The organism is uncultured Amaricoccus sp., assembly GCF_937858865.1.
In the GTDB taxonomy this organism is placed as follows: domain Bacteria; phylum Pseudomonadota; class Alphaproteobacteria; order Rhodobacterales; family Rhodobacteraceae; genus Amaricoccus.
The window spans coordinates 1-18,034 of sequence record NZ_CALLYO010000271.1 but is presented as its reverse complement, the minus strand read 5'-3'; the positions used below and the strand labels follow the sequence as shown (position 1 = coordinate 18,034).

The 18,034-nt window shown below is 68.9% G+C and carries 19 protein-coding genes and 1 pseudogene; 7 read left to right on the top strand and 13 right to left on the bottom strand.

Going from position 1 to position 18,034, the window contains the following annotated elements:
• Positions 1–620: 620 nt before the first annotated feature.
• The 5 genes from Q0112_RS07660 to Q0112_RS07640 all read left to right on the top strand — a co-directional run bounded on the left by Q0112_RS07660 (position 621) and on the right by Q0112_RS07640 (position 5,287).
• Positions 621–1,265 (top strand): hypothetical protein, encoded by a 645-nt coding sequence (locus tag Q0112_RS07660; RefSeq protein WP_297973518.1) that lies wholly within the window; start codon positions 621–623, stop codon positions 1,263–1,265.
• A gap of 118 nt (positions 1,266–1,383) precedes the next feature.
• Entirely contained in the window at positions 1,384–1,506 is a 123-nt protein-coding gene (locus Q0112_RS07655; RefSeq protein WP_297973517.1) for a hypothetical protein, read from the top strand.
• Between the two features lie 88 nt (positions 1,507–1,594).
• Entirely contained in the window at positions 1,595–2,422 is an 828-nt protein-coding gene (locus Q0112_RS07650; RefSeq protein WP_297973516.1) for a transporter, read from the top strand.
• A gap of 111 nt (positions 2,423–2,533) precedes the next feature.
• A complete protein-coding gene (locus Q0112_RS07645; protein WP_297973514.1) occupies positions 2,534–4,111 on the top strand; it encodes a DUF1254 domain-containing protein in 1,578 nt (525 codons plus the stop codon).
• 207 nt (positions 4,112–4,318) lie between these two features.
• The gene (locus Q0112_RS07640; RefSeq protein WP_297973511.1) at positions 4,319–5,287 is read left to right on the top strand and encodes a transporter; all 969 of its coding nucleotides are present in this window, start codon (positions 4,319–4,321) and stop codon (positions 5,285–5,287) included.
• Positions 5,288–5,334: 47 nt separating this feature from the next.
• Here Q0112_RS07640 and Q0112_RS07635 read toward each other — a convergent pair whose 3' ends face one another.
• The 12 genes from Q0112_RS07635 to Q0112_RS07580 all read right to left on the bottom strand — a co-directional run bounded on the left by Q0112_RS07635 (position 5,335) and on the right by Q0112_RS07580 (position 16,302).
• Entirely contained in the window at positions 5,335–6,369 is a 1,035-nt protein-coding gene (locus Q0112_RS07635; protein WP_297973508.1) for an AraC family transcriptional regulator, read from the bottom strand.
• Between the two features lie 671 nt (positions 6,370–7,040).
• Entirely contained in the window at positions 7,041–7,628 is a 588-nt protein-coding gene (locus Q0112_RS07630; protein WP_297973506.1) for a hypothetical protein, read from the bottom strand.
• Positions 7,625–8,215, bottom strand: a complete 591-nt coding sequence (locus Q0112_RS07625; RefSeq protein ID WP_297973504.1) for a HupE/UreJ family protein — start codon at positions 8,213–8,215, stop codon at positions 7,625–7,627. Before Q0112_RS07625 ends, Q0112_RS07630 begins: the two co-directional genes overlap by 4 nt.
• Before the next feature lie 15 nt (positions 8,216–8,230).
• Complete coding sequence (locus tag Q0112_RS07620; RefSeq protein WP_297973501.1) at positions 8,231–9,214, bottom strand: HupE/UreJ family protein; 984 nt, start codon at positions 9,212–9,214, stop codon at positions 8,231–8,233.
• Positions 9,214–10,164, bottom strand: a complete 951-nt coding sequence (locus Q0112_RS07615; RefSeq protein WP_297973498.1) for a peptidylprolyl isomerase — start codon at positions 10,162–10,164, stop codon at positions 9,214–9,216. The genes Q0112_RS07620 and Q0112_RS07615 overlap by 1 nt, the downstream gene beginning before the upstream one ends.
• Positions 10,086–11,234 (bottom strand): hypothetical protein, encoded by a 1,149-nt coding sequence (locus Q0112_RS07610; protein ID WP_297973496.1) that lies wholly within the window; start codon positions 11,232–11,234, stop codon positions 10,086–10,088. The genes Q0112_RS07615 and Q0112_RS07610 overlap by 79 nt, the downstream gene beginning before the upstream one ends.
• Entirely contained in the window at positions 11,231–13,537 is a 2,307-nt protein-coding gene (locus Q0112_RS07605) for a DUF3604 domain-containing protein (RefSeq protein WP_297973492.1), read from the bottom strand. Before Q0112_RS07605 ends, Q0112_RS07610 begins: the two co-directional genes overlap by 4 nt.
• 442 nt (positions 13,538–13,979) lie before the next feature.
• Entirely contained in the window at positions 13,980–15,071 is a 1,092-nt protein-coding gene (locus tag Q0112_RS07600) for a tyrosine-type recombinase/integrase (protein WP_297973489.1), read from the bottom strand.
• A 74-nt stretch (positions 15,072–15,145) separates the two neighbouring features.
• On the bottom strand, positions 15,146–15,391 hold the full coding sequence (locus tag Q0112_RS07595) for a hypothetical protein (RefSeq protein ID WP_297973487.1): 246 nt from the start codon (positions 15,389–15,391) through the stop codon (positions 15,146–15,148).
• A gap of 28 nt (positions 15,392–15,419) precedes the next feature.
• Positions 15,420–15,671, bottom strand: a complete 252-nt coding sequence (locus Q0112_RS07590) for a hypothetical protein (RefSeq protein WP_297973485.1) — start codon at positions 15,669–15,671, stop codon at positions 15,420–15,422.
• Entirely contained in the window at positions 15,668–15,943 is a 276-nt protein-coding gene (locus tag Q0112_RS07585) for a hypothetical protein (protein WP_297973483.1), read from the bottom strand. The genes Q0112_RS07590 and Q0112_RS07585 overlap by 4 nt, the downstream gene beginning before the upstream one ends.
• Complete coding sequence (locus Q0112_RS07580) at positions 15,943–16,302, bottom strand: hypothetical protein (RefSeq protein WP_297973481.1); 360 nt, start codon at positions 16,300–16,302, stop codon at positions 15,943–15,945. The genes Q0112_RS07585 and Q0112_RS07580 overlap by 1 nt, the downstream gene beginning before the upstream one ends.
• A 183-nt stretch (positions 16,303–16,485) precedes the next feature.
• Between Q0112_RS07580 and Q0112_RS07575 the strand changes: the two genes are divergently transcribed.
• Complete coding sequence (locus tag Q0112_RS07575; protein WP_297973479.1) at positions 16,486–16,917, top strand: hypothetical protein; 432 nt, start codon at positions 16,486–16,488, stop codon at positions 16,915–16,917.
• A 217-nt stretch (positions 16,918–17,134) separates the two neighbouring features.
• On the opposite strand, the gene Q0112_RS07570 is transcribed toward Q0112_RS07575, so the two are convergent.
• Positions 17,135–17,494 carry a helix-turn-helix transcriptional regulator gene (locus tag Q0112_RS07570; RefSeq protein ID WP_297973476.1) on the bottom strand — a complete coding sequence of 120 codons (360 nt, stop codon included), beginning with the start codon at positions 17,492–17,494 and terminating at the stop codon, positions 17,135–17,137.
• A 293-nt stretch (positions 17,495–17,787) separates the two neighbouring features.
• On the opposite strand from Q0112_RS07570, the pseudogene Q0112_RS07565 reads away from it, so the two are divergent.
• Positions 17,788–18,034, top strand: a pseudogene (locus tag Q0112_RS07565) (hypothetical protein); the annotation flags it as partial.

The following is an 18,034-nucleotide window of genomic DNA, read 5'->3' as shown; positions in this document are numbered from 1 at the left end:
GACTCTGACTCCGTTAGTCCTGGTTCGAATCCAGGTTCCCCAGCCAGCATAACATCCTGATATCACAAGAGAAGTTGCGGACGCATTTCGTTCCCTCCGGCATTTTCTGCCCTTTTTCTGCCCTTTTTCTGCCCTCGCCGTTCTCGTCCCGTTCTGGTTGAGTTCCCGGCGCCCGGTCGAGGATGCTTGATTTCCTTGTCGGATCTGCGGTCCTTCCGGTGGTGAGCACCTGGGGCTTGGACCACCAACGGACTCCTGCACTGCGCAATGACCGTCGATTGTCGGCCGGCTCCACGGGTGGGGCCGCGGACACGCTCTTCAACCTGACGGGACGACCTCGGTCGTGCTCCGGCGGCGATGCAGATCCGAAACGGCAGGCGCGCCCGTTGTTCTGCCGGTCCGTCGGCCCGCCTCCTCCTTCAGCGAAGTCTTGACGACAGCGGAACAGGAATTCCGCAGATTGGCGGAAAATGATTAGCCAGCCGACCAAATCACGCGTAAGCGGCTTGGCCAAGGCAGCCATTCAGATCGGGCATCCGAATGGTCCGATCGTCGTCTCATGGTCCGGTCCGGGCGAAAGCGGCCTCACCTCGGGCGGCAGAATCCTGTGGAGACAGGTCATGACGGCAATCGTCAAAGCAACTGCGGTACGGCTCTTGTTGGCTCTCGCGCTGGTCGGACCGCCGAGCCTTGCGTCTGCGCAGGCCGCGCCGCCGCACGTGCCGTTGCAGAAGACCATCGGCCAGGCACGGCCGGAGGTGGTGCCCTCGCTGATCGTGATGAACGCGGGCGGCGCGATCCTCGAGGGCGGGACGCTGACACTGAAGGATGTCGCCGCCAACGCCATCGTCTTCGCCGACCGGCCGGTGCGCGCCGCGGGGCACGCGCTGACGAGCACACTGCTCGACGAGTGGAACCCGAGTTATCCCGACAGCTTCGCCGCCGACCCGCCCAACGCCACGGTCTCGGTCTTCGGCGAGACCGACGACAACGTCCGCGACGCAGTGGTGGTGCTGAGCGCGCCGCAGATGCAGGCCAGCGACCTGACCTTCGCCGTCGAGGTTCTCGAGGGCGACCTGACCGGCGCGGCGGGGCCGGCGGCGGTCTTCATCGACATCATCGGCCGGCCGTTGACGCCGCTGTCCTATGCCGGCGTCGCCCGGCGCACTGCCTATCGCAGCGCCTGGTATGCCGGCGCCGCGGCGGCGGCCGACGCCTATGCGCGTCCGCTCTGCGGGTATCCGCCGTACCCGCCATGCCATTGAGCCTGCCACCCATGGAAGTCACCATGCGACTGGCCCGCCCTCGCACCCCTCGGCCTCGCCGTCGGTGTGCCCCGCCAGCGCGCAAGATCTGACACCCGACGAGGCGAGTCCGCCGAGGATGGAGGCGAATTGGATCCCCACCGAAGGCAAGAAGCCGGCCGCGGTTATGCGCATCTACAGCGGCGACGACCGCTTCTGGAGCAAGGCTTTCACCATGCCGGATGTCGAGCGGGTCGAATAGGGTGCGCCCCGAAAGCCGCAATCATACTTCGTGGAGCGGGTCCGAGGCGGTCCCGCGTCCCCGCACGACGTAGGAGACCGAACCAGCAATGCAGAACCTCAGACTTTTCGCAGCGACGACCGGCGCCCTGCTGGCGGTCGCTACCGTGGCATCGGCTCAGACAGCCGCCGAGCACGCGGCGAATTCCGGCGGAAGCGTCGAGCTGGCGAAGAAGCTCTCGAATCCGGTGGCGGATTTGATCAGCGTGCCGTTCCAGTTCAACTATAATGGCGGCTTCTACGACGGCGACGGGGATCAGTACTATCTCAACTTTCAGCCGGTGATCCCGATCTCGATCGGCCAGAACTGGAACCTCATCTCGCGCACAATCGTGCCGATCTACAGCCAGGACGGGGTGATCCCCGGCGAGGGCTCGCAGTTCGGGTTCGGCGCCACCACCCAGAGTTTCTTCTTCTCGCCGAAGCAGCCGACCCGGGACGGTCTGATCTGGGGCGTCGGCCCGGTCTTCCTGCTGCCAACCGCCACCGACCATATCGCCACAAACCAGTGGGGCGCCGGCGTCACCGGCGTGGCTCTGGTGCAGCGCGACGGCTGGACGGTCGGCGGGCTCGCCAATCACATCTGGTCGTTGACCGGTGACAGCGAGGACGGCGACATCTCGGCGACCTTCCTCCAGCCCTTCGTGAGTTTCACCACTCACAAGGCGACCTCGTTCACGCTCAACACCGAGTCGACCTACGACTGGGAGAACGCGGAATGGTCGGTGCCGATCAACGCGACGGTCGGCCAGATCGTGAAGATCCACCGGCTGCCGGTGCAGTTCACCCTCGGCGCCCGCTACTGGGCGGAGTCGCCCGAAGGTGGGGCGGACGACTGGGGCGCGCGCTTCCAGATGACGCTGCTCTTCCCGAAGTGACTCGAGGAGAGCTGGCCGCGCGCGACGAAGCCGCTGGCCCGCACCACACCGGAACCAACCACGAAAGGACTCGAAACTGTGATTCGCCTGACATTCATCAGCGGCGTCGCCTTGGCCATAGGCCTCGGCCCCGCCTACGCCGACGTGTCCGCCGAGACGATCAAAACGCTTTCGGCGCCCGACTCGATCGCGACACGGGCCGGCACGCTCGACTTCCACGATGGCGCGCCGACCGCGGAAACCGCGGCGAACGTCTACGACACCCTCGACTTCACCAATGCGCTCAACGTCTACAACAACAGCTTCCGCGGCGCCTCCGCGCTCGCCCTCGTCAAGGGCTTCGAGGAGATCGGCGCGAAGCCCGGCGACGTCGTCATCTTCTCCGAGCTGATGGACTCGGAGTCGCTGTTCCTGACGGCTAACGCCGACACCGTCTACTACATGTCCGGGCTCGACCTGAGCAAAGGCCCGGTGGTGGTCGAGCAGCCATCGGGCGGCATCGGCACCATCAATGACATGTGGTTCTCCTGGATCGTCGACATCGGCGCGCCCGGGCCGGACCGAGGGCTCGGCGGAAAGTATCTGATCGTTGGCCCGGACTATGACGGCCCGCTGCCCGAGGGCGGCTATTTCATCGCCCATTCCAAGACCAACTTCGCGCTCTATGCCGCCCGCGCCAACCTGGTCGACAACGACCCGGCACCGGCCGTCGAGAACATCAAGCGCACGATGAAGATCTACCCCTACCGGCCGGGCGCCTACGGCTCCAGCATCGCCCAGGCGCTCGACGGGACGGTGCGGATCGCCGGCGAGCCGGAGATCCCCGAAACGACGTTCATCGAGGCTTCGGGGCGCTCGTTCAACACGATCCCGCCGAGCGACATCGGCTTCTTCGAGCTCATCGACGAGAACGTCCAGAACGAGCCCGCCACCAGCTACGACGTGGAGCTGGCCGGCCAGCTCGCGGCGATCGGCATCGTGCATGGCAAGAAGTTCGAACCCGACGAGCGGATGAAGAAGATCCTGTCCGATGCGGCGGCGGTCGGGCAGGCGACGGGCCGGGCGCTCAACTGGCGCTATGCCATGAAGCACCCGGACTGGGCCTACTACGAGGGCTCGCACTGGGGCAGCATGCTGTGGGAAGGCGGCGCCTTCTTCGAGACGCCACCGCCGCTCTTCGAGGACGGCGTGTTCAAGCCGCTGCCGCCGACCGGGGCGCGCACCCTCGATTCGCGGACGGCCTTCTACTACGCCTACACGCTCGACTCGCCGGGCATGATCATGCGGATTCCCGGCGTCGGCTCGCAGTATCTGATGGGCTTCCTCGATTCCAAGGGCGAGCCCTTCGACGGCGCGAAAACCTACAAGGTGACCCTGCCGAGGGACGTCCCGGCGGCCGCCTTCTGGTCCTTCACCCTCTACGACAACCAGACGCGCTCGATGCTGCAAACGCCGCAGAAGTACCCGCGTGCCGGCAGCCAGAGCTACCCTTCGCCCGCGGCAGAGGCGGACGGCGACGGCGCCACGACGGTCTACTTCGGCCCCACCCAGCCGGAAGGAGTCGCGCGCGGCAACTGGATCCAGACCGATCCCGAGAAGGGCTGGTTCACCATCCTGCGGCTCTACAGCCCGCTCCCGTCGTTCTTCGACAAGTCCTGGCGGCCGAGCGAGATCGAGCTGGTGAAATAGCGGGGGATGCGCGGCGCCGCGGCCGTCGGAGGCCGGATACGGGTTATCGGCAAGAGAGACCGTAGAAGGTGCGCAAGCCGCTCGGACGGCCCGGCCGCCGCTTGCGAACGATCGGCCTCGTCGGACTTTCTTCCCTCGCGCAGAGCCGTGAAGAAGGTGTCACTACATGACGTTCGGCGAGCCACCCGAGAACGCCCTGCCCGCGACATGAACCTCGGGAAGGGCTCGCGGGACACGGTGCTTGCCGGCCTTGTCGCCCTGCCCTTCGCGGCGACCGTGGCCCTGGCCGACGAGGGCGGCGTGAGCTTCTGGCTACCCGGGCAGTATGCGAGCTTCGCCGCCATCGCGCCGGACCCCGGGTTCTCGCTGCCGATGCAGACCTATTACTATTCCGGGAGCGCCGGGGCGTCCAAGGCGCTGAACCGCGGCGGCCAGGCGAGCTTCGGTCTCGACAGCGACTTCGCCGCGCAGTTCCTCACCCCGACATGGACGCCGCACTCCACCTTCCTCGGGGCACGTCCGAGCTTCTCGCTGACCTTCTTCCCCGGATGGAGCCGGACCTCCGCCGACGTCGGGCTCGGCGCGCACGCCGCGAGCCGCGCCGACGAGGCGAGCGGCTTCGGCGACCTCTATCCGATGGCGCAGCTCTTCTGGAGCAAGGGCGTGCACAACTGGATGACCTACCTGACCGGCAACATTCCGGTCGGCGCCTACGATCCCGACCGGCTGTCGAACCTCGGGCTCGGCCATGCCGCCGTCGATGCCGGCGGGTCGTATACCTACCTGAACACCAAGACGGGCTGGGAATTCTCGGCCACCGCCGGGCTGACCTACAACTTCGAGAACCCCGACACGGACTACACGAGCGGCATCGATTCGCACCTCGACATCGGCGTCTCGCGCTTCCTGAACCAGCAGCTCTTCGTCGGCGCAGTCGGCTACGCCTACCTGCAACTCACGCCGGACGAGGGCCAGCCGGAGGCGTTCGGCAATGTCGAGAGCCGGACCTTCGCCGTCGGACCACAGGTCGGCTACAACTTCGACGCCGGCGGGACGACGATCTACGCCAACCTCCGCGGCTACTACGAGTTCGGCGTGCAGAACCGGACCGAGGGCGGCAGCGTTTTCCTGACCGTCGATCTCCCGCTGTCCGCCCTCGCGCACCGCAAGATGTAGGCGCGGCGATCGTTTGACGGCGTTTGATGTCTCGATGCGCTGACGCGCTACCCGCTCGGCGCGACCCGCCTCCGGAAATCCTGCGGCGCCAGTCCGGTCGCCTTGCGAAACGCGCGCGCGAAGTTCGCAGGCGCCGAGTAACCGAGCTGTATCGAGATATCGGTGATGGAGGACCTGGTTCCTTTCAGCAGCTCCTTGGCGCGCGTTGCCCGGACCATGCTCACCAGATCGCGGAACTCGGCGCCATCGCGGTGAAGCGCGCGCTGGAGCGAGCGCACGCTCGTCCCGAGCGCCTGGGCGGTGCTGTCGGCCGACACCTCTCCCGCCAGAACCTGTGCCCAGATGTGCCCGAGGACGACCCCATTGAAACTGTCGATCCTCTCGGGTCCCAGGCGGGCGCGCGCCACATCCTCGATGGTGATGACGTCGAGCTCCGTCCGCCTCGTCGCCGGACGGTCGAGCAGATCTCCATCGAAGCAGACGGACACGGCGCCGGCGTCGAACTCGACCGGGCAGGAGAAGGTCTCCTCGAATCGGGAGGCCGCCCATGATCTGGGAACGTCCAGCTCGATCCGTCGCGGGCGCCAGTCGGGGGGAAGGAACGCGCGGAAGAGGCTGATCATCGCAGCCGCGGTGCCGCAGGCGATGGAGAGGTAACCGGGCTGTCCGCGCTCGGCGTTGAAGTAGCTGAGACGCGCCACTTCGCCCTCGCGTGCGATCTCCATCCGGTCGCCGGTGCTGTGGTAGCGGAGCGTGGAAACCGCGCGTGCGATGGCCGCGCCGAGATCCTCGGCCGCGAGGACATAGCGACCCCACCAGCCGTAGTTGGCCAGGGTGACGTGAGGCGCGACGAGCAATCCGAAGTGCTCCTCGCCCGAGCGCCGCTCGATGGTCTCAAGAAAGGCCGTCATGCTCAGCTGCGGGATGAAGCATTCCTGATCCTCGATCATCTCGATGTCGAGCATCGCCGCATGTTTCGCCTGCCGGAGCACCTTGTCGCCGAACAGCTCTCGCACCGCTCCGGACAGGCCGGCCAGCGCAGTCACCGAGATGACCGGGGGGCCTTCGCTCAGGACGGCCAACGGGAGCTTTCTCGCGACAGATGGAAAATGGGTAGAGGACCGCTTCACCTTCAGGACAACCTCAACGCAGGATCACGAGACCGTTGTTCTCATCGTCGAAACGCGCAAGCGCAAGTGTCAGCCGGAGTGTCCGCTTGGGGTACGCTCGGTAGTGCCGTTTGCAAACGTTTGCTGAAATAGTCAAAAGAATTCAAAGGCTAGTGTTGGGCTCTGACTCCGTTAGTCCTGGTTCGAATCCAGGTTCCCCAGCCAGCCTAACATCCTGAAATCACAAGAGAAGTTGCGGGCACGTTTCGTTCGCTCCGCCATTTTCTGCCCTTTTTCTGCCCTCGCAGTTCACGTCCCGTTCTGGTTGAGTTCCGGTCGTCCGGGCGAGGGTGCTTGATTTCCTTGTCGGATCGGCGGTCCTTCCGGTGGTGAACGCCTGCCGCCCGGAGCACCAACGGACTCCCGCTCTGAAGAACTGCGGCTTTGCCCGCGCACAGCGGGAGCAGCGTGCGAGCAGCCACCTACCGGTGCTTCGAGGTGCCCCACTCCGCCCACCAATCCCGACCGGACCAGCCGGTGCGAGACGGTCTCCTTTCACTGCCGCTTCCGAAAGCCACTTCACGCACAGCGTGGATGTGCCGTCAGTGTTCCTGCAAGGCCTCCAAGCCTCGCGCGGTTCAGGTTCAGGTCGGCGCGGAAGTGGCGAGCCACGCGAAATAAAGGATCGCGCTGGCGGTGATCCATGAGGCCGCCACGCGCACGGCGATCCGCTGCCAGCTTTGCTCGCGCCCGAGGACGAGCGCGGCGACGATGACGGCGATGGCGGTGGCGCCGAAGAGCGTCGCAGCGGCGGCGGTGAGGGTCTGGCGAAGGGTTCCGGGGTCGGGTTGGGCGTCTATCCCGACGGCGAGGCCGGCGAGCGCGGCGATGAGGGCGGCCAGCGGCGGCGAAAGGCGGAGGCCGGCGGTGACGGGGGCGGCGGCGAGAAAGGCGGTCGCGAGGAGCGCCGGGGTTGCGAGGGACGGAGGCGCGAACCGGCCGAGGGCGAGGCCCAGGGCAAGCCCCGCCGCGAGGACGGGCAGGCCGGCGCGGCAGGCCGCGCGGCCGGAGGCGCCGAGCAGCAGGGCGGCGGCCACGAGGGCGAGCGCCTCGGCCGGGACGACCAGCGGGTGCAGCAGCCCGGCGTAGACGTCGCCGACGCCCTGCAGCATCCCGTGGGCGGCGGCGGGGGCCGGGAGGAGGACGAGGCCCGCGGTGGCGGCGCGCCTCAAGCGAGGCCGGTCAGAAATGCCCCGCCGGCGAGTGCGATCAGCCCGCCGGCGGTGCGGACCGCGATGCGGCCGGCATCCCAGCGGGCGAGGCCGCCGAAAAGGATGCCGGCGAGATGGAGGAGGCCGGTGGCGATGACGAAGCCGAGGGCGTAGGAGACCGCGGACGCGGCCTCGGGCATCTCGGTGCCGTGGGCGTAGCCGTGGAAGATCGCGAAGGCGCCGACGATCACCGCGGCGACGGGCAGCGGCGGCTTCAGCGCGAGGAGCACGCAGAGGCCGAGAACCACGGCGGAGAGGGCGATCCCGGTCTCGACCGCCGGCAGCGGCACGCCGATCATCCCGAAGGCGCCGCCGAGCGCCATGACGAGGGGAAATACGATCGGCAGCACCCAGATCGCCGGTGCCCCGAGGAAGACGCCCCAGAGGCCGACCGCCACCATGGCGATGACATGGTCGGGCCCGAGCATCGGGTGCAGGAAGCCGCTGCCGAAGCCGCCGATGTCGCCCCCGGCGCCGGTGTGGGCGAGCGCCGGCCCCGCAGCAAGAAGGGCGACGGACAGGATCGCGTGGCGAAGCGTTCTCGTCATCCGTGGAGGTCTCCTTCAGAAGAACATCGCGTCGAGCCGGCCGAAGCACCAGAACGAGGCGACAATGCCGATGGCGTAGGCGGCGGCGACCGGGGCGTGGCGCGGGACGGCGAAGATGCGGCGAATCGAGGTCGCCACCGCCAGGATCGCCGCGATGAACAGGAGCTGGCCGATCTCGACGCCGATGTTGAAGAAGAGGAGCGCCAGCGGAATGTCGGCGCTCGGCAGGCCGAGATCGACGAGGGCGCCGGCGAAGCCGAAGCCGTGCAGCAGCCCGAAGGCGAAGGCGACGAGCCAGGGCCAGTCGGTGGCGAGGCTGGTCTCGCCGCGCCGCAGCCGCACCGCCTCGACGCAGACGAGCATAATCGACAGCGCGATCATCGCCTCGACCGGCTTCGCGGGCAGAGTGACGAGGCCGAAGGTCGCGAGCGCCAGCGTGATCGAATGCGCCACCGTGAAGGCGGTGATGGTCTTCACCATCACCCGCCAGTCGCGGACGATCAGCATCAGCGAGGCGACGAAGAGCAGGTGGTCGAAGCCGAAGAGGATGTGCTCAATGCCGTTGCGCACATAGGTCGCGGCAAGTTCGAGCGTCGATTGCTCGCCCGCGATCTTCAGCCAGGGTTGCGACGGCCGCACCATCGTCGTCGTCGTCCGTCCGTCGAGGGTAACGCGCGCCAGCACGTCGGTGATCGTCGCCTGCAACCCGACGAAGTCGATGCGCTTGCCCGCGAGCCCGCCCGGCGCCTCGACGATCCGCCGCTCGATCGTCGAGCCCGGCATCTCCTGCGTCCCCGGCCCGCTGATCGTGCGCACGTCGTCCGGCAGGGCGAGCACGACCGGCAGCGGCATCCCCGAGAGCTGCGGCGTCCGCCAGATCACCGCGTAGCGGTCGGGGCCGGTCTGGTCGATCTGGAGATAGGCGGGCCTTACCTCGTGCGCCCGCGCTCCGGTCGCCAGGAGCAGGGCGGCGAGAAGGGCGAGGATCGCGCGGAGCATCACTGGCCGAGCCCCGCGCCCGGTGCGCTGGCCCCGCGCGGCGCGGCGAGGCCGAGGTCGGCGGGGTCGAGGTCGGGGATCACCACGGTATAGCGGGCGCGCATGTCGTCCTCGGCGCGCTCGCGGATCTCCTTGTAGCGCGCGTTGGTCCAGGCGGCGCGGACGTCGGCCTCGATCTCGTCGAGCGCCGGCACGCGCGCCGGCTCGAGGCTGTCGAGGTGGACGAGGTGCCAGCCGTAGCCGGAGCGGATCGGCCCCGCCCAGGTGCCCGGCATCTCGGCGAAGACCGCCGCGGCGAACTCCGGGCCGAACTCCTTGCCGACCGCCTCGGCGGTGCGGCCGCCGTAGTAGTCCTGGAACATGAAGCGGTCGCCGACGCCGGCGAGGGCGGGCGAGGAAGCCGGCAGGCCGGCGATGGCCGGGAGCGCCGCGGCGGCGGCGGCCTCGGCTGCGGCGCCGCCCAGGCCGTCGGGCGAAAAGTAGACATGGCGGAAGCTCGCCCGCGCCGGCTGGGTGAACTCGGCGGCATGGTCGGCGTACCAGGCGGCGAGCTCGTCGCGGGTCGGCGGGTTCAGCTGCGACAGGTCGGCGAGCAGGAAGTCCATCTTCTGCGCCAGCCGCCGCTCGATAACGTCGTCGTCGCGGTCGAGACCGAAGGCCGCCGCCTCGCGCGCGAGGATGCGCTGCATCACCCGCTGCTCGGCGAGGGCCTGGAGCTGCCGCCCGTCGGGCAGGGGCAAGCCCTGGGCGACCTGCGCCAGCGCCAGCTGCTTCATGTCGTCCGCGGTCAGCTCGATCCGCATCGGATCGGCCGCAGGCTGCGCCTCGGGCGCGAAGGCGTCGTAGGCGACGAAGAGCGCGAGGCCGGCGACTAGGAAGTGCAGCAGCGGGTCGCGCAGGAGGCGCGCCGCGAGCCGGCGCGGCGGGGGCGGGGTCTCGGGCGGGGGCATTGCGACCGCGCCGCCTTCGCCGCCGGGTCGGGGCTTTGTGCGAGGTAGCTGCGGATCGCGAATTCCTCGGCCGGATCCCGCACCGCGCCGGCTTCGATCAGCGCCGCATAGTCGCCGCTCGCCTCCCAGGCTTGCCAGTGCGCAAGCTCGGGCGCGACGAAACCCGCCATCCCCGGCCGGGCGCGGATGAAGCGGCGGAACGCCGCGACGATGTCGGCCCGCGGCACGGTGGCGTCGGCGTCGCCCTGCACCACGAGCGCCGCCAGCGCCGCCTCGATCTCGGCGAGGTCGCGCCCGCGGTCGGCGAGATAGGTCGCTTCGACCCAGGGCAGGCGCTCCGGTCCGCGCAGCTCGAGATCAGCGGCGATGAGCGCCGCCAGGTCGGTCGCGTCATGCGCCCGCCGGCCGGCGTCGAGCCGGGCCTCGATCGCCGCGGCGTCCTCGGGGCCGCCGGCGGCGCCGAGCAGCAGGATGTAGACCGGGCGCCGCGAGCCGACGCCCGGCGCGGCGACGAAGCCGCGCATCTCCGCCGCGTCGAGATCGTCGGCGAGCGCCGGGAGCGCGGCGTAGGGGGCGAGCGCGACCTGGTCGTGGGCGAGTTCCGCCACCATCGGGTCGGCGTCCTCGAGCCGCGGAAGCGCCAGCGCGAGCCGCGCGTCGAGGGCCGGCCCCGCTGCGGCCTGATGCGGATGCTCGGGGTCGGGCGCGAGCGCCGGGGCGTTCGCCACCTGCCGCAGCCAGCCGGCGCTTTCAGGCAAGGCGGCGCCGAGGCTCTTCCAACCGCCGGTGAAGGCGTTGTGCACAAGCAGGAGCGCGAGGCCTGGCGCGGGCGCCGGCAGGAGGGCCGAGGCCGGGATCGCCTCGCCTTCCGCGCCGTCGCCCTTCAGCACGGCGACGACGCTGAACCCGTCCCCCTCCGGCGCCGCGAGCACGGCCCGGTCGGCGGCGTCGAGCTCGTCGGCGGCGCTGACCGACACCGCCGAGAGGCAGATCGCGCAGGCGGCCGCCGGCCCGGCGCCCGCGGCCGCGAGGATCGCCAGCGCCGCCGCTGCGGCAAGGGTTCGGGTCACGGGTGCGCGACCGGTCCGGTCGGGACCACCGCGTCCTTGACCTCGGTGCCGAGGAAGACGGGCGCCGGGATCAGCTCGTAGTTGGCGAAGCCGAACTCGTTCGAGCGCGCCGCGACGTAGCCCTCGGCCTTCGCGGCCCCGCCGGCCGCGCCGCCTGCCACCTTGTAGACCGCAATGTCGTACTCGCGGTTGCCGAAGTTCGTCACGATCCTGTCGTCGCGGATCTGGTAGGCGGTCGAATGGCCGAGGTAGGAGCCCTGGGCGATGTCGCCGACCTCCGAGGGCTGCGGGATGCGCGGATCGACGTTCATGATCAGCATCTGCCCTTCCTTCGACCACTGGATCTTGTAGACGCCGCCGGTGACGGTGTTCCTGACCCAGGTGAAGCGGCCGGCGATGAGCTGGTTCAGCTCGTCGGTGGTGAGCTGGGTCGCGCCGCCTTCCTTCAGCGATGCGACGGTGCGCCCGGTCGCGACGCCGCGGGCGTCGCCGGCGGGGGTGTACCAGATCGGCGAGGACCAGGCCCGCTCCTGCACGGTCGCCGCCACCATCTCGGGAGGGGCGATGCCGAGTTCCTTGGCCTGGATCGTCGTCCAGCGCGGCGTCGGGATCTCCAGCGCGCGGGCGTAGTAGAAGGCGTCGAGCGAGGGGTCGAAATCCGGGTCCGTCCAGGTCCCGGTCAGCTGCACCGAGCCGATGTCGTTGGTATAGGTCGCGTTGGCGATATCGACCGTCGAACCGATGGCCGGCACCTTGCCGTCGACGGGGCTCGGCGTGCGCTCGCCGGCCCAGACCACGTCATAGACCTTCTCGAACGACTGGCCGTCCTTCGCCCAGCCCTTGACGATTTGGATGCGGTCGAGGTTGCCGGAGGTCGGATCCTTCACCGCCTCGACGACGAAGGTCGGCGCGTTGTCGCCGCCGCGCGGCTTCAGGTCGCCGCCCATCGGCACGCCGCCCTGGTAGGCCGCCTGCACCCAGTCGGCATTGACGGTCATGTCGGGCGCATAGTCCCAGCCGCCGAACATGCGGATGCGGATATGCGGCCCGCTGGTGGCGAAGGTCTCCTTGCGCTGCATCGCGTCGAAGAGCGAGGCGCGGGTGTTCTCCTCGGCCCAGATGCCGGTCAGGCCGGCCGGGTTCTCGAAGCGCACGTCCATGCCGGCGAAGTTGTGCCCGCCCATCCGTTCCTTGACGGTGCCGTCGAGCCGGGCGTGCCCGCCGAAGAAGTTCTCCTGACGGTAGGGGACGGCGGTGTTGTGCGAGTCCGAGCCGCCGACGACGCCGGTCTTGAAGGGATTGTAGCCTTCGGCCCCCTGCATCGCGACGCCGTCCTTCAGCGCCTGCCGGATGTAGCTGCCGGCGAGGGTGACGAACTGCCCCTGCGGGTCGCCGAGCAGGTAGTTCAAGACCTCGAAATTGGCGAACTCGTCGTTGGGCGAGAGCAGCGGGTGCGTCTCGGACTGGCCCTTGATCTGCTTCATCTCGGTCAGCCGCTCGTTGCGGTCGCGCGAGTCGGCCCAGGCCTGGTCGATCGGCCGGCCCTTGAAGTCGACCTCGGTCGGGAACATCAGCCCGCCCGACAGGTTGGCGTTGTGCGAGATCGCCAGCAGCTCGTTGCCGGCCTCGCGCTGCTTGTCCATCCAGTCCCAGAGATCCTCCGGCGCCTGGCTCTCCAGCGAGCTGAACGGCCGGTCCGGCACCTTGGCGCAGTCCTTGAAGAAGACGTTGCGGTGCATGTTGCGGAAGTCGGGGTTCGACGTCCATTCATAGGAGCAGAAGGCGGTGAACTTGCCCGGCTCGTTCGCTGCGTTCGCCGCGTCGTTGTTCGCCTTCCAGACGGTGTCCGAGATGCTCGGCTGCACCAGCGCCTCGACCGGCTTCATCTCGATCATGCTAGTGCCGAGCCAGAGATAGATCCGCTGGATGTCGGCGGCGTCCTTCACCTTCAGCTGCGAGGCGATCGGCAGCTTGCTGATCGGCGAGCTCGGGTCGTTGGAGAGCCGCACCACGCCCGCGTATTCCGAGTGGTCGGTCACGCCCATCCAGTCGAGCGGCGTGGTGATCTTCACGTCGTAGCCGAGCGGATGCGGGATCGGCTCGCCCTTGGCGTATTTGTAGGCCTCGGCGGGGCCGGTGACGTGGTTGCCGAAGATGTAGGCGTCGAACGACCAACTCGTGTGGACGTGCGTCTCGCCGAAAAAGGCGTGCCGGTCCTGGGCCATCGCCGCCGTGCCGAGCATCAGCGCGAGCGCGCTCACCGAGAGCGCCGCACGCCTCCGCGCCGAAAGGTGCTGCATCATGATCCCCCGTCGTTCTGGCGCACTGGCCCTCGGCCAGCGCGGTCCCGCGTGCTTGCGGTTGCGGTTCCGACGCAGAAAGGACCGCCGGCGCAGATTAGGAGTAGGGAGTTTCCCGCGCTAATCATTTTCCGCCAGCGCGCGAAAAAACTCGATGCTACGAGTGGTTGCGTCGGTACTCGCGCGGACTGAGCCCAGTGACCGACCGGAAGGCGCGCGAAGTTCGCCGGGGACGTGTAACCGAGCCGGAAGGAGATCAGCGAGACCGAGAGCTCGGTCCGGCCCAGCAGCTTCCCCCGCCTCCTGGCTGCGCAACCGCTTTGCTATGCCGCGGAAGTCATGAGTTGCCGCCGTCGCAATCCGAATGCCTGCTCTCCGCCACTTGCAACGAGCGCAAAGACGTCGCCTCGCTGCCTTAACTCGGTGACGGCCGTACAGGTGCGCCTCAGCTGGAGGCGCCGTCCAGCCTGGCGGGCGCCGGGAGCGCCACCACCATTGCCCGGCCCGGATTCAGCGCGGCGTAGACACCGAGCATCTTCGCGGCGGTCTCGATCTTCCAGCCGATGCGGATGGCGAGGTCGGGCACGCTGACGCCTGCCCACACCATCTCGGTCACCTTGGTGCCGCGCAGGTCGTTGAACCGGAGTTCCCGGCGAATCTCGTACTCGGTGGCGTATTCGCGAACCTCGCGCGAGAGCCGGGCTGGGTCCCATGCGTCCGCCCGCATCGGCTTCAGGATCAGGCGGCGTGAGATCGGCGCCTTGTCGATGATGGCCTCGGCGGCGGGGGTGAGCGGCATGTTGACGATGCGCCGCCGCCGCTTGTTCGGGCGCAGGATGATCGCGCGGCTACCGTCCGGCGCTCGCTTGATCTCGCTGCGTTCGAGCTCGACGAGGTCGCCGATGCGCAGGCCCGTCTCCCGTGCGAGCCGCACCGCGTCGGCGTGCGCCTCGGGGGCCCGGCGGCAGAACAGGTCGACCTCGGCATCCTCCCAGATGATCTCGGCGCGGTCGGCGCCCTCGTAGAAGCGCGGGATGCCGTGCAGGTAGTTGACCGGCACCCGCTCGGGATGGCGCCCCGTGGCCCAACTGAGCGCGAACTTGAACGGGTCAAGGCGCTTGTCGGCGGCCTTGCCCGCCCAGCGCATCTCGATCCAGTCGAGCACGTTGCCCTTGAGCGCGACGCTGTTGACGACACCGAGCGGCGCGCTGCCGTAGCGCCCCCGCACATCGACCAGCCCCTTCAGGTAGTCGGCCCTCGTGCGCGGGGCGAGGCGGCAGAACTCGCGCGATCGCTCATAGGCGTCGAGCAGGTCGTTCAGGGTGCTCCAGCCGTGGCCGGTCGCGGGCGGCTCGGTCACCGCCCGCAGGCCGATCGCCGCATCGAACGCGGCCTGATAGCCCGGCGTTCCCGGCGGGTTCGGCTCGCCCGTGCGCCAGATTCTCGGGCCCCTTCGGCCGACCGTATGGTACTCGACCTCGTCGCCCTTGGCGTTCTTCTTTCGGACGACGATGATGGTGTCGTAGCGTGCCGGCATGAGCTATTCCCCCGTTCCCCAACGGACACGGACGCTCGGTTCCCGCGAACTAGCAAGGCAATAAGGGACGGGATTCATTTGGGTTTCCGCATTCTGGCCACTTGCGGTTCGCCCGCCGCGTTGTCGCGGAACCAGCGTGCGACGGGGTCGGCCTCCGGCTGGGGCGCCGCCGGCGCGTCCTCGCGGGGGCGGGTGAGGACGGTGACGTCGCGCCCGTGGACCTCGAAGCCGTAGACCGGCAGCTCCAGCCGCTGCGCCAGCCGCACGAAGCGCTCGACCCGCGCCTCGGTGGTGTTCCAGCGGACCCGCGGCGGCTTCATCGCGCTGAGGCCGCCCCGGCCGCCGCTATCATAGCCACTCCGCGGCTTCCTCCAGCTCGGGCCAGAGCCTGAGGACCTGCCGAGCGATCTTCTCGTGGCAGGCGTCGAGCGTCGCGCCACGGGCTTCGAGCGCGACCGAGCCGTCGAGGGAAGGCCAGCAGAGCCGCAGCGTGAACATCGGTCCCGCGCGCTCGGCGGCCACCGCCGGCGCGACCCCGGTCAGGGGCCCGTGCGCGAACGCCAACGCCAGAGCGCCGGCGAGAGATGCGCCGGCGCTCACGATGCGGGCTCCACCAGGTGCGACGGCAGGTCGGCCGAGGCGGTGACCCTGAAGTCGCCGTCTATGCGGGTGATGAAGACCCGCTCGTTACGGGTGCACAGGGCGACGCGGACTTCCTCGCCACCGGGCAGGTCCGCGCAGAGGTCGCCGACCGCGTGGCGGAAGCGCAGCCGGCCCCCGGTGCCGGCGAGCAGGCCGGCACCGATGTTCGGCATGCCCCGCGTTGCCCAGCAGGCCGCCCGGCGCACCGCCGTCTCCAGGTCCCCCGCCATCACTGTGCCGCCTGCATGATGCGCTCGAGAAGCCGGGCAGCGCGGCAGCTGCGGTCGGCCGCGGGCACCCGGGCGCCGCGCACGAACTCCTCGACGATTACCGCGAAGGGCCGGCCGGTGAGCGTCGCGAGCAGCTCCGGCGCCTCAACCAGCGAGCGGCGGACCGCCGCGGCCGCCTGCTCTTGGGCGTCATCGGCCGGAGCCCCGTGCTGGACCGCGAGGTCGAGCATCGACCCGGCCATGCCCACGACCGCACCGAGGTAGGTGATCGCGAGCTCGGCGTGCAGTGGTTCCATCACCTGCGGCGGGAAGGCGACCGTGGGGGGCTGGGGCGTGACGGAGGGGGACGGCGTGCTCATGGGGCCTCATCTGCTCATTGGCTCGGGCGGGGAGGCCGCCGGCCTGATCCGCCGGGCTGACCTAACTCGCCCTCTGGTTGTTATACGGAAAATCTGGAAGGTCAATCCATGATGATTCGGAAACTCTGGCATCTGGCGAGTGTCCGGCGGATCGGGCATCTCGCAAAATCTGCGGAGGAGGAAATGACGGAACGCCTGAACCTGAACGAACTCCGGCCGGAGTTGCGCGCTCCGGAAATCCGGTCATTCCTGCTGGCCTACCTCGCTCTGGTCGGCGGGCGCGTGAGCCGTGTCGCCGCCTACCGGAAGCGTGGCGCCGGAGCGATGACCTTGCTCGACCTGATCCTCAACCAGCACATCCTGGCGTTCGAGATCATCGAGGGCGGCACCCGGCAGTCGTCCATCGTCGACAGCCTCGAGGCGCCGCGGCGCACCGTCCGGGACGGCCTGCTGCGGTTGGAGGAGTCCGGACTGATCATCCGGGACCCGGACGGGCTCTACCACCCGGCGGCGGCGACCGGAGCGATGGTCAATGCGATGTTCGACACCGATCTCCGGCTGGTTTCCCGGATGTGCGAGGCCTTCACGACGTACCGCGCCGCCATAGGGCGTTGAACGCCATACCGGCCCTTGTGTCCTGCTGCGCTCGGACCCCTGTATCTCGCCCATAAGGAGAGCGCGGAGCAATAGAATGCGGCTTTAGGTTGTCACTCGCCGCCACCGATCGCGATCGGCGGTTCATCAGCAGACACGACAGCTCACCTTCGTCGCGCAGGAGTTCCCATGCCGCTTCGCATCCGTCTCGCCCTGGCGATCCACCGGATCGCGCGGGTCAGCCTCGACTCACCGTCTGGCTGGCTGATCCTCGATCCGCTTTGGCCTCTAGTGCGCGCATGGCGTCGAAGACGCGCTCCTGGACGTCGCCCGGAAGCCGCAGCCAGTCGCCGTAGATGATGAAGTCGAAGGTGTACTCGTACTCGCGGCGGAAATGCCGGATGACCTCCACCGAGGGAAAGACGTCGCCGATCTCCCAGCTCGCGTAGGTCGAGATCGCGACGCCGAACTCCTCGGCCATTGCCTTCTGGCTGCGACGGGGCCGGATCGCTTCCCGCGCGGCGCGGAGCCGATACGACACTGCCTCCTTCGAGACGTCGCCGGTGCGCGCCAGGCGCTGCTTCTCGTCGTGTTCCATGGGCCTCAGAGTATCCGGAATCCCGAACTCCGCCAGTGCGGGAAAAATGAATGTTGCAGATTCGGATTTCCCGTATAAGTTGCGTGCATGGAACGGCGCACACGCGATCCCATCGACCCCTTGGGCGGCTATCGGAAGGTGGCCGTGTGCCTCCGTGCCGACGAGGCCGGCGTCGCGCGCCCGCCGCTCGACCTGTTCCGCTTCCTCCCCCTCCCGCCAGCACCTGCGGAGCGCGTCGTCGCATCAGGCGGGTCAGCGGCCCCAGTCGCAGCATAGCTCCGGAGCGACGTCGCATGGCGCAACCATCGATCATCCCGAATCCCCGACTCCGCGTCACCGAGATCGAGATCTGCGCCTGGATCGCGCAGGCAGAGCCGGGCGCCGTCCTCGAATATCACCGCGGCTACCTCGCGCTCGACCGCACCGCCTTCGGCCGCTTCGGCGACGCACCCGCCCGCGCGGCTCTCGCGCAACTCGGCATCCGCGCTGTCAATCGGCACGGAATCCTACCCCCCGATCGGCGTCGAACTTTGACCCCTC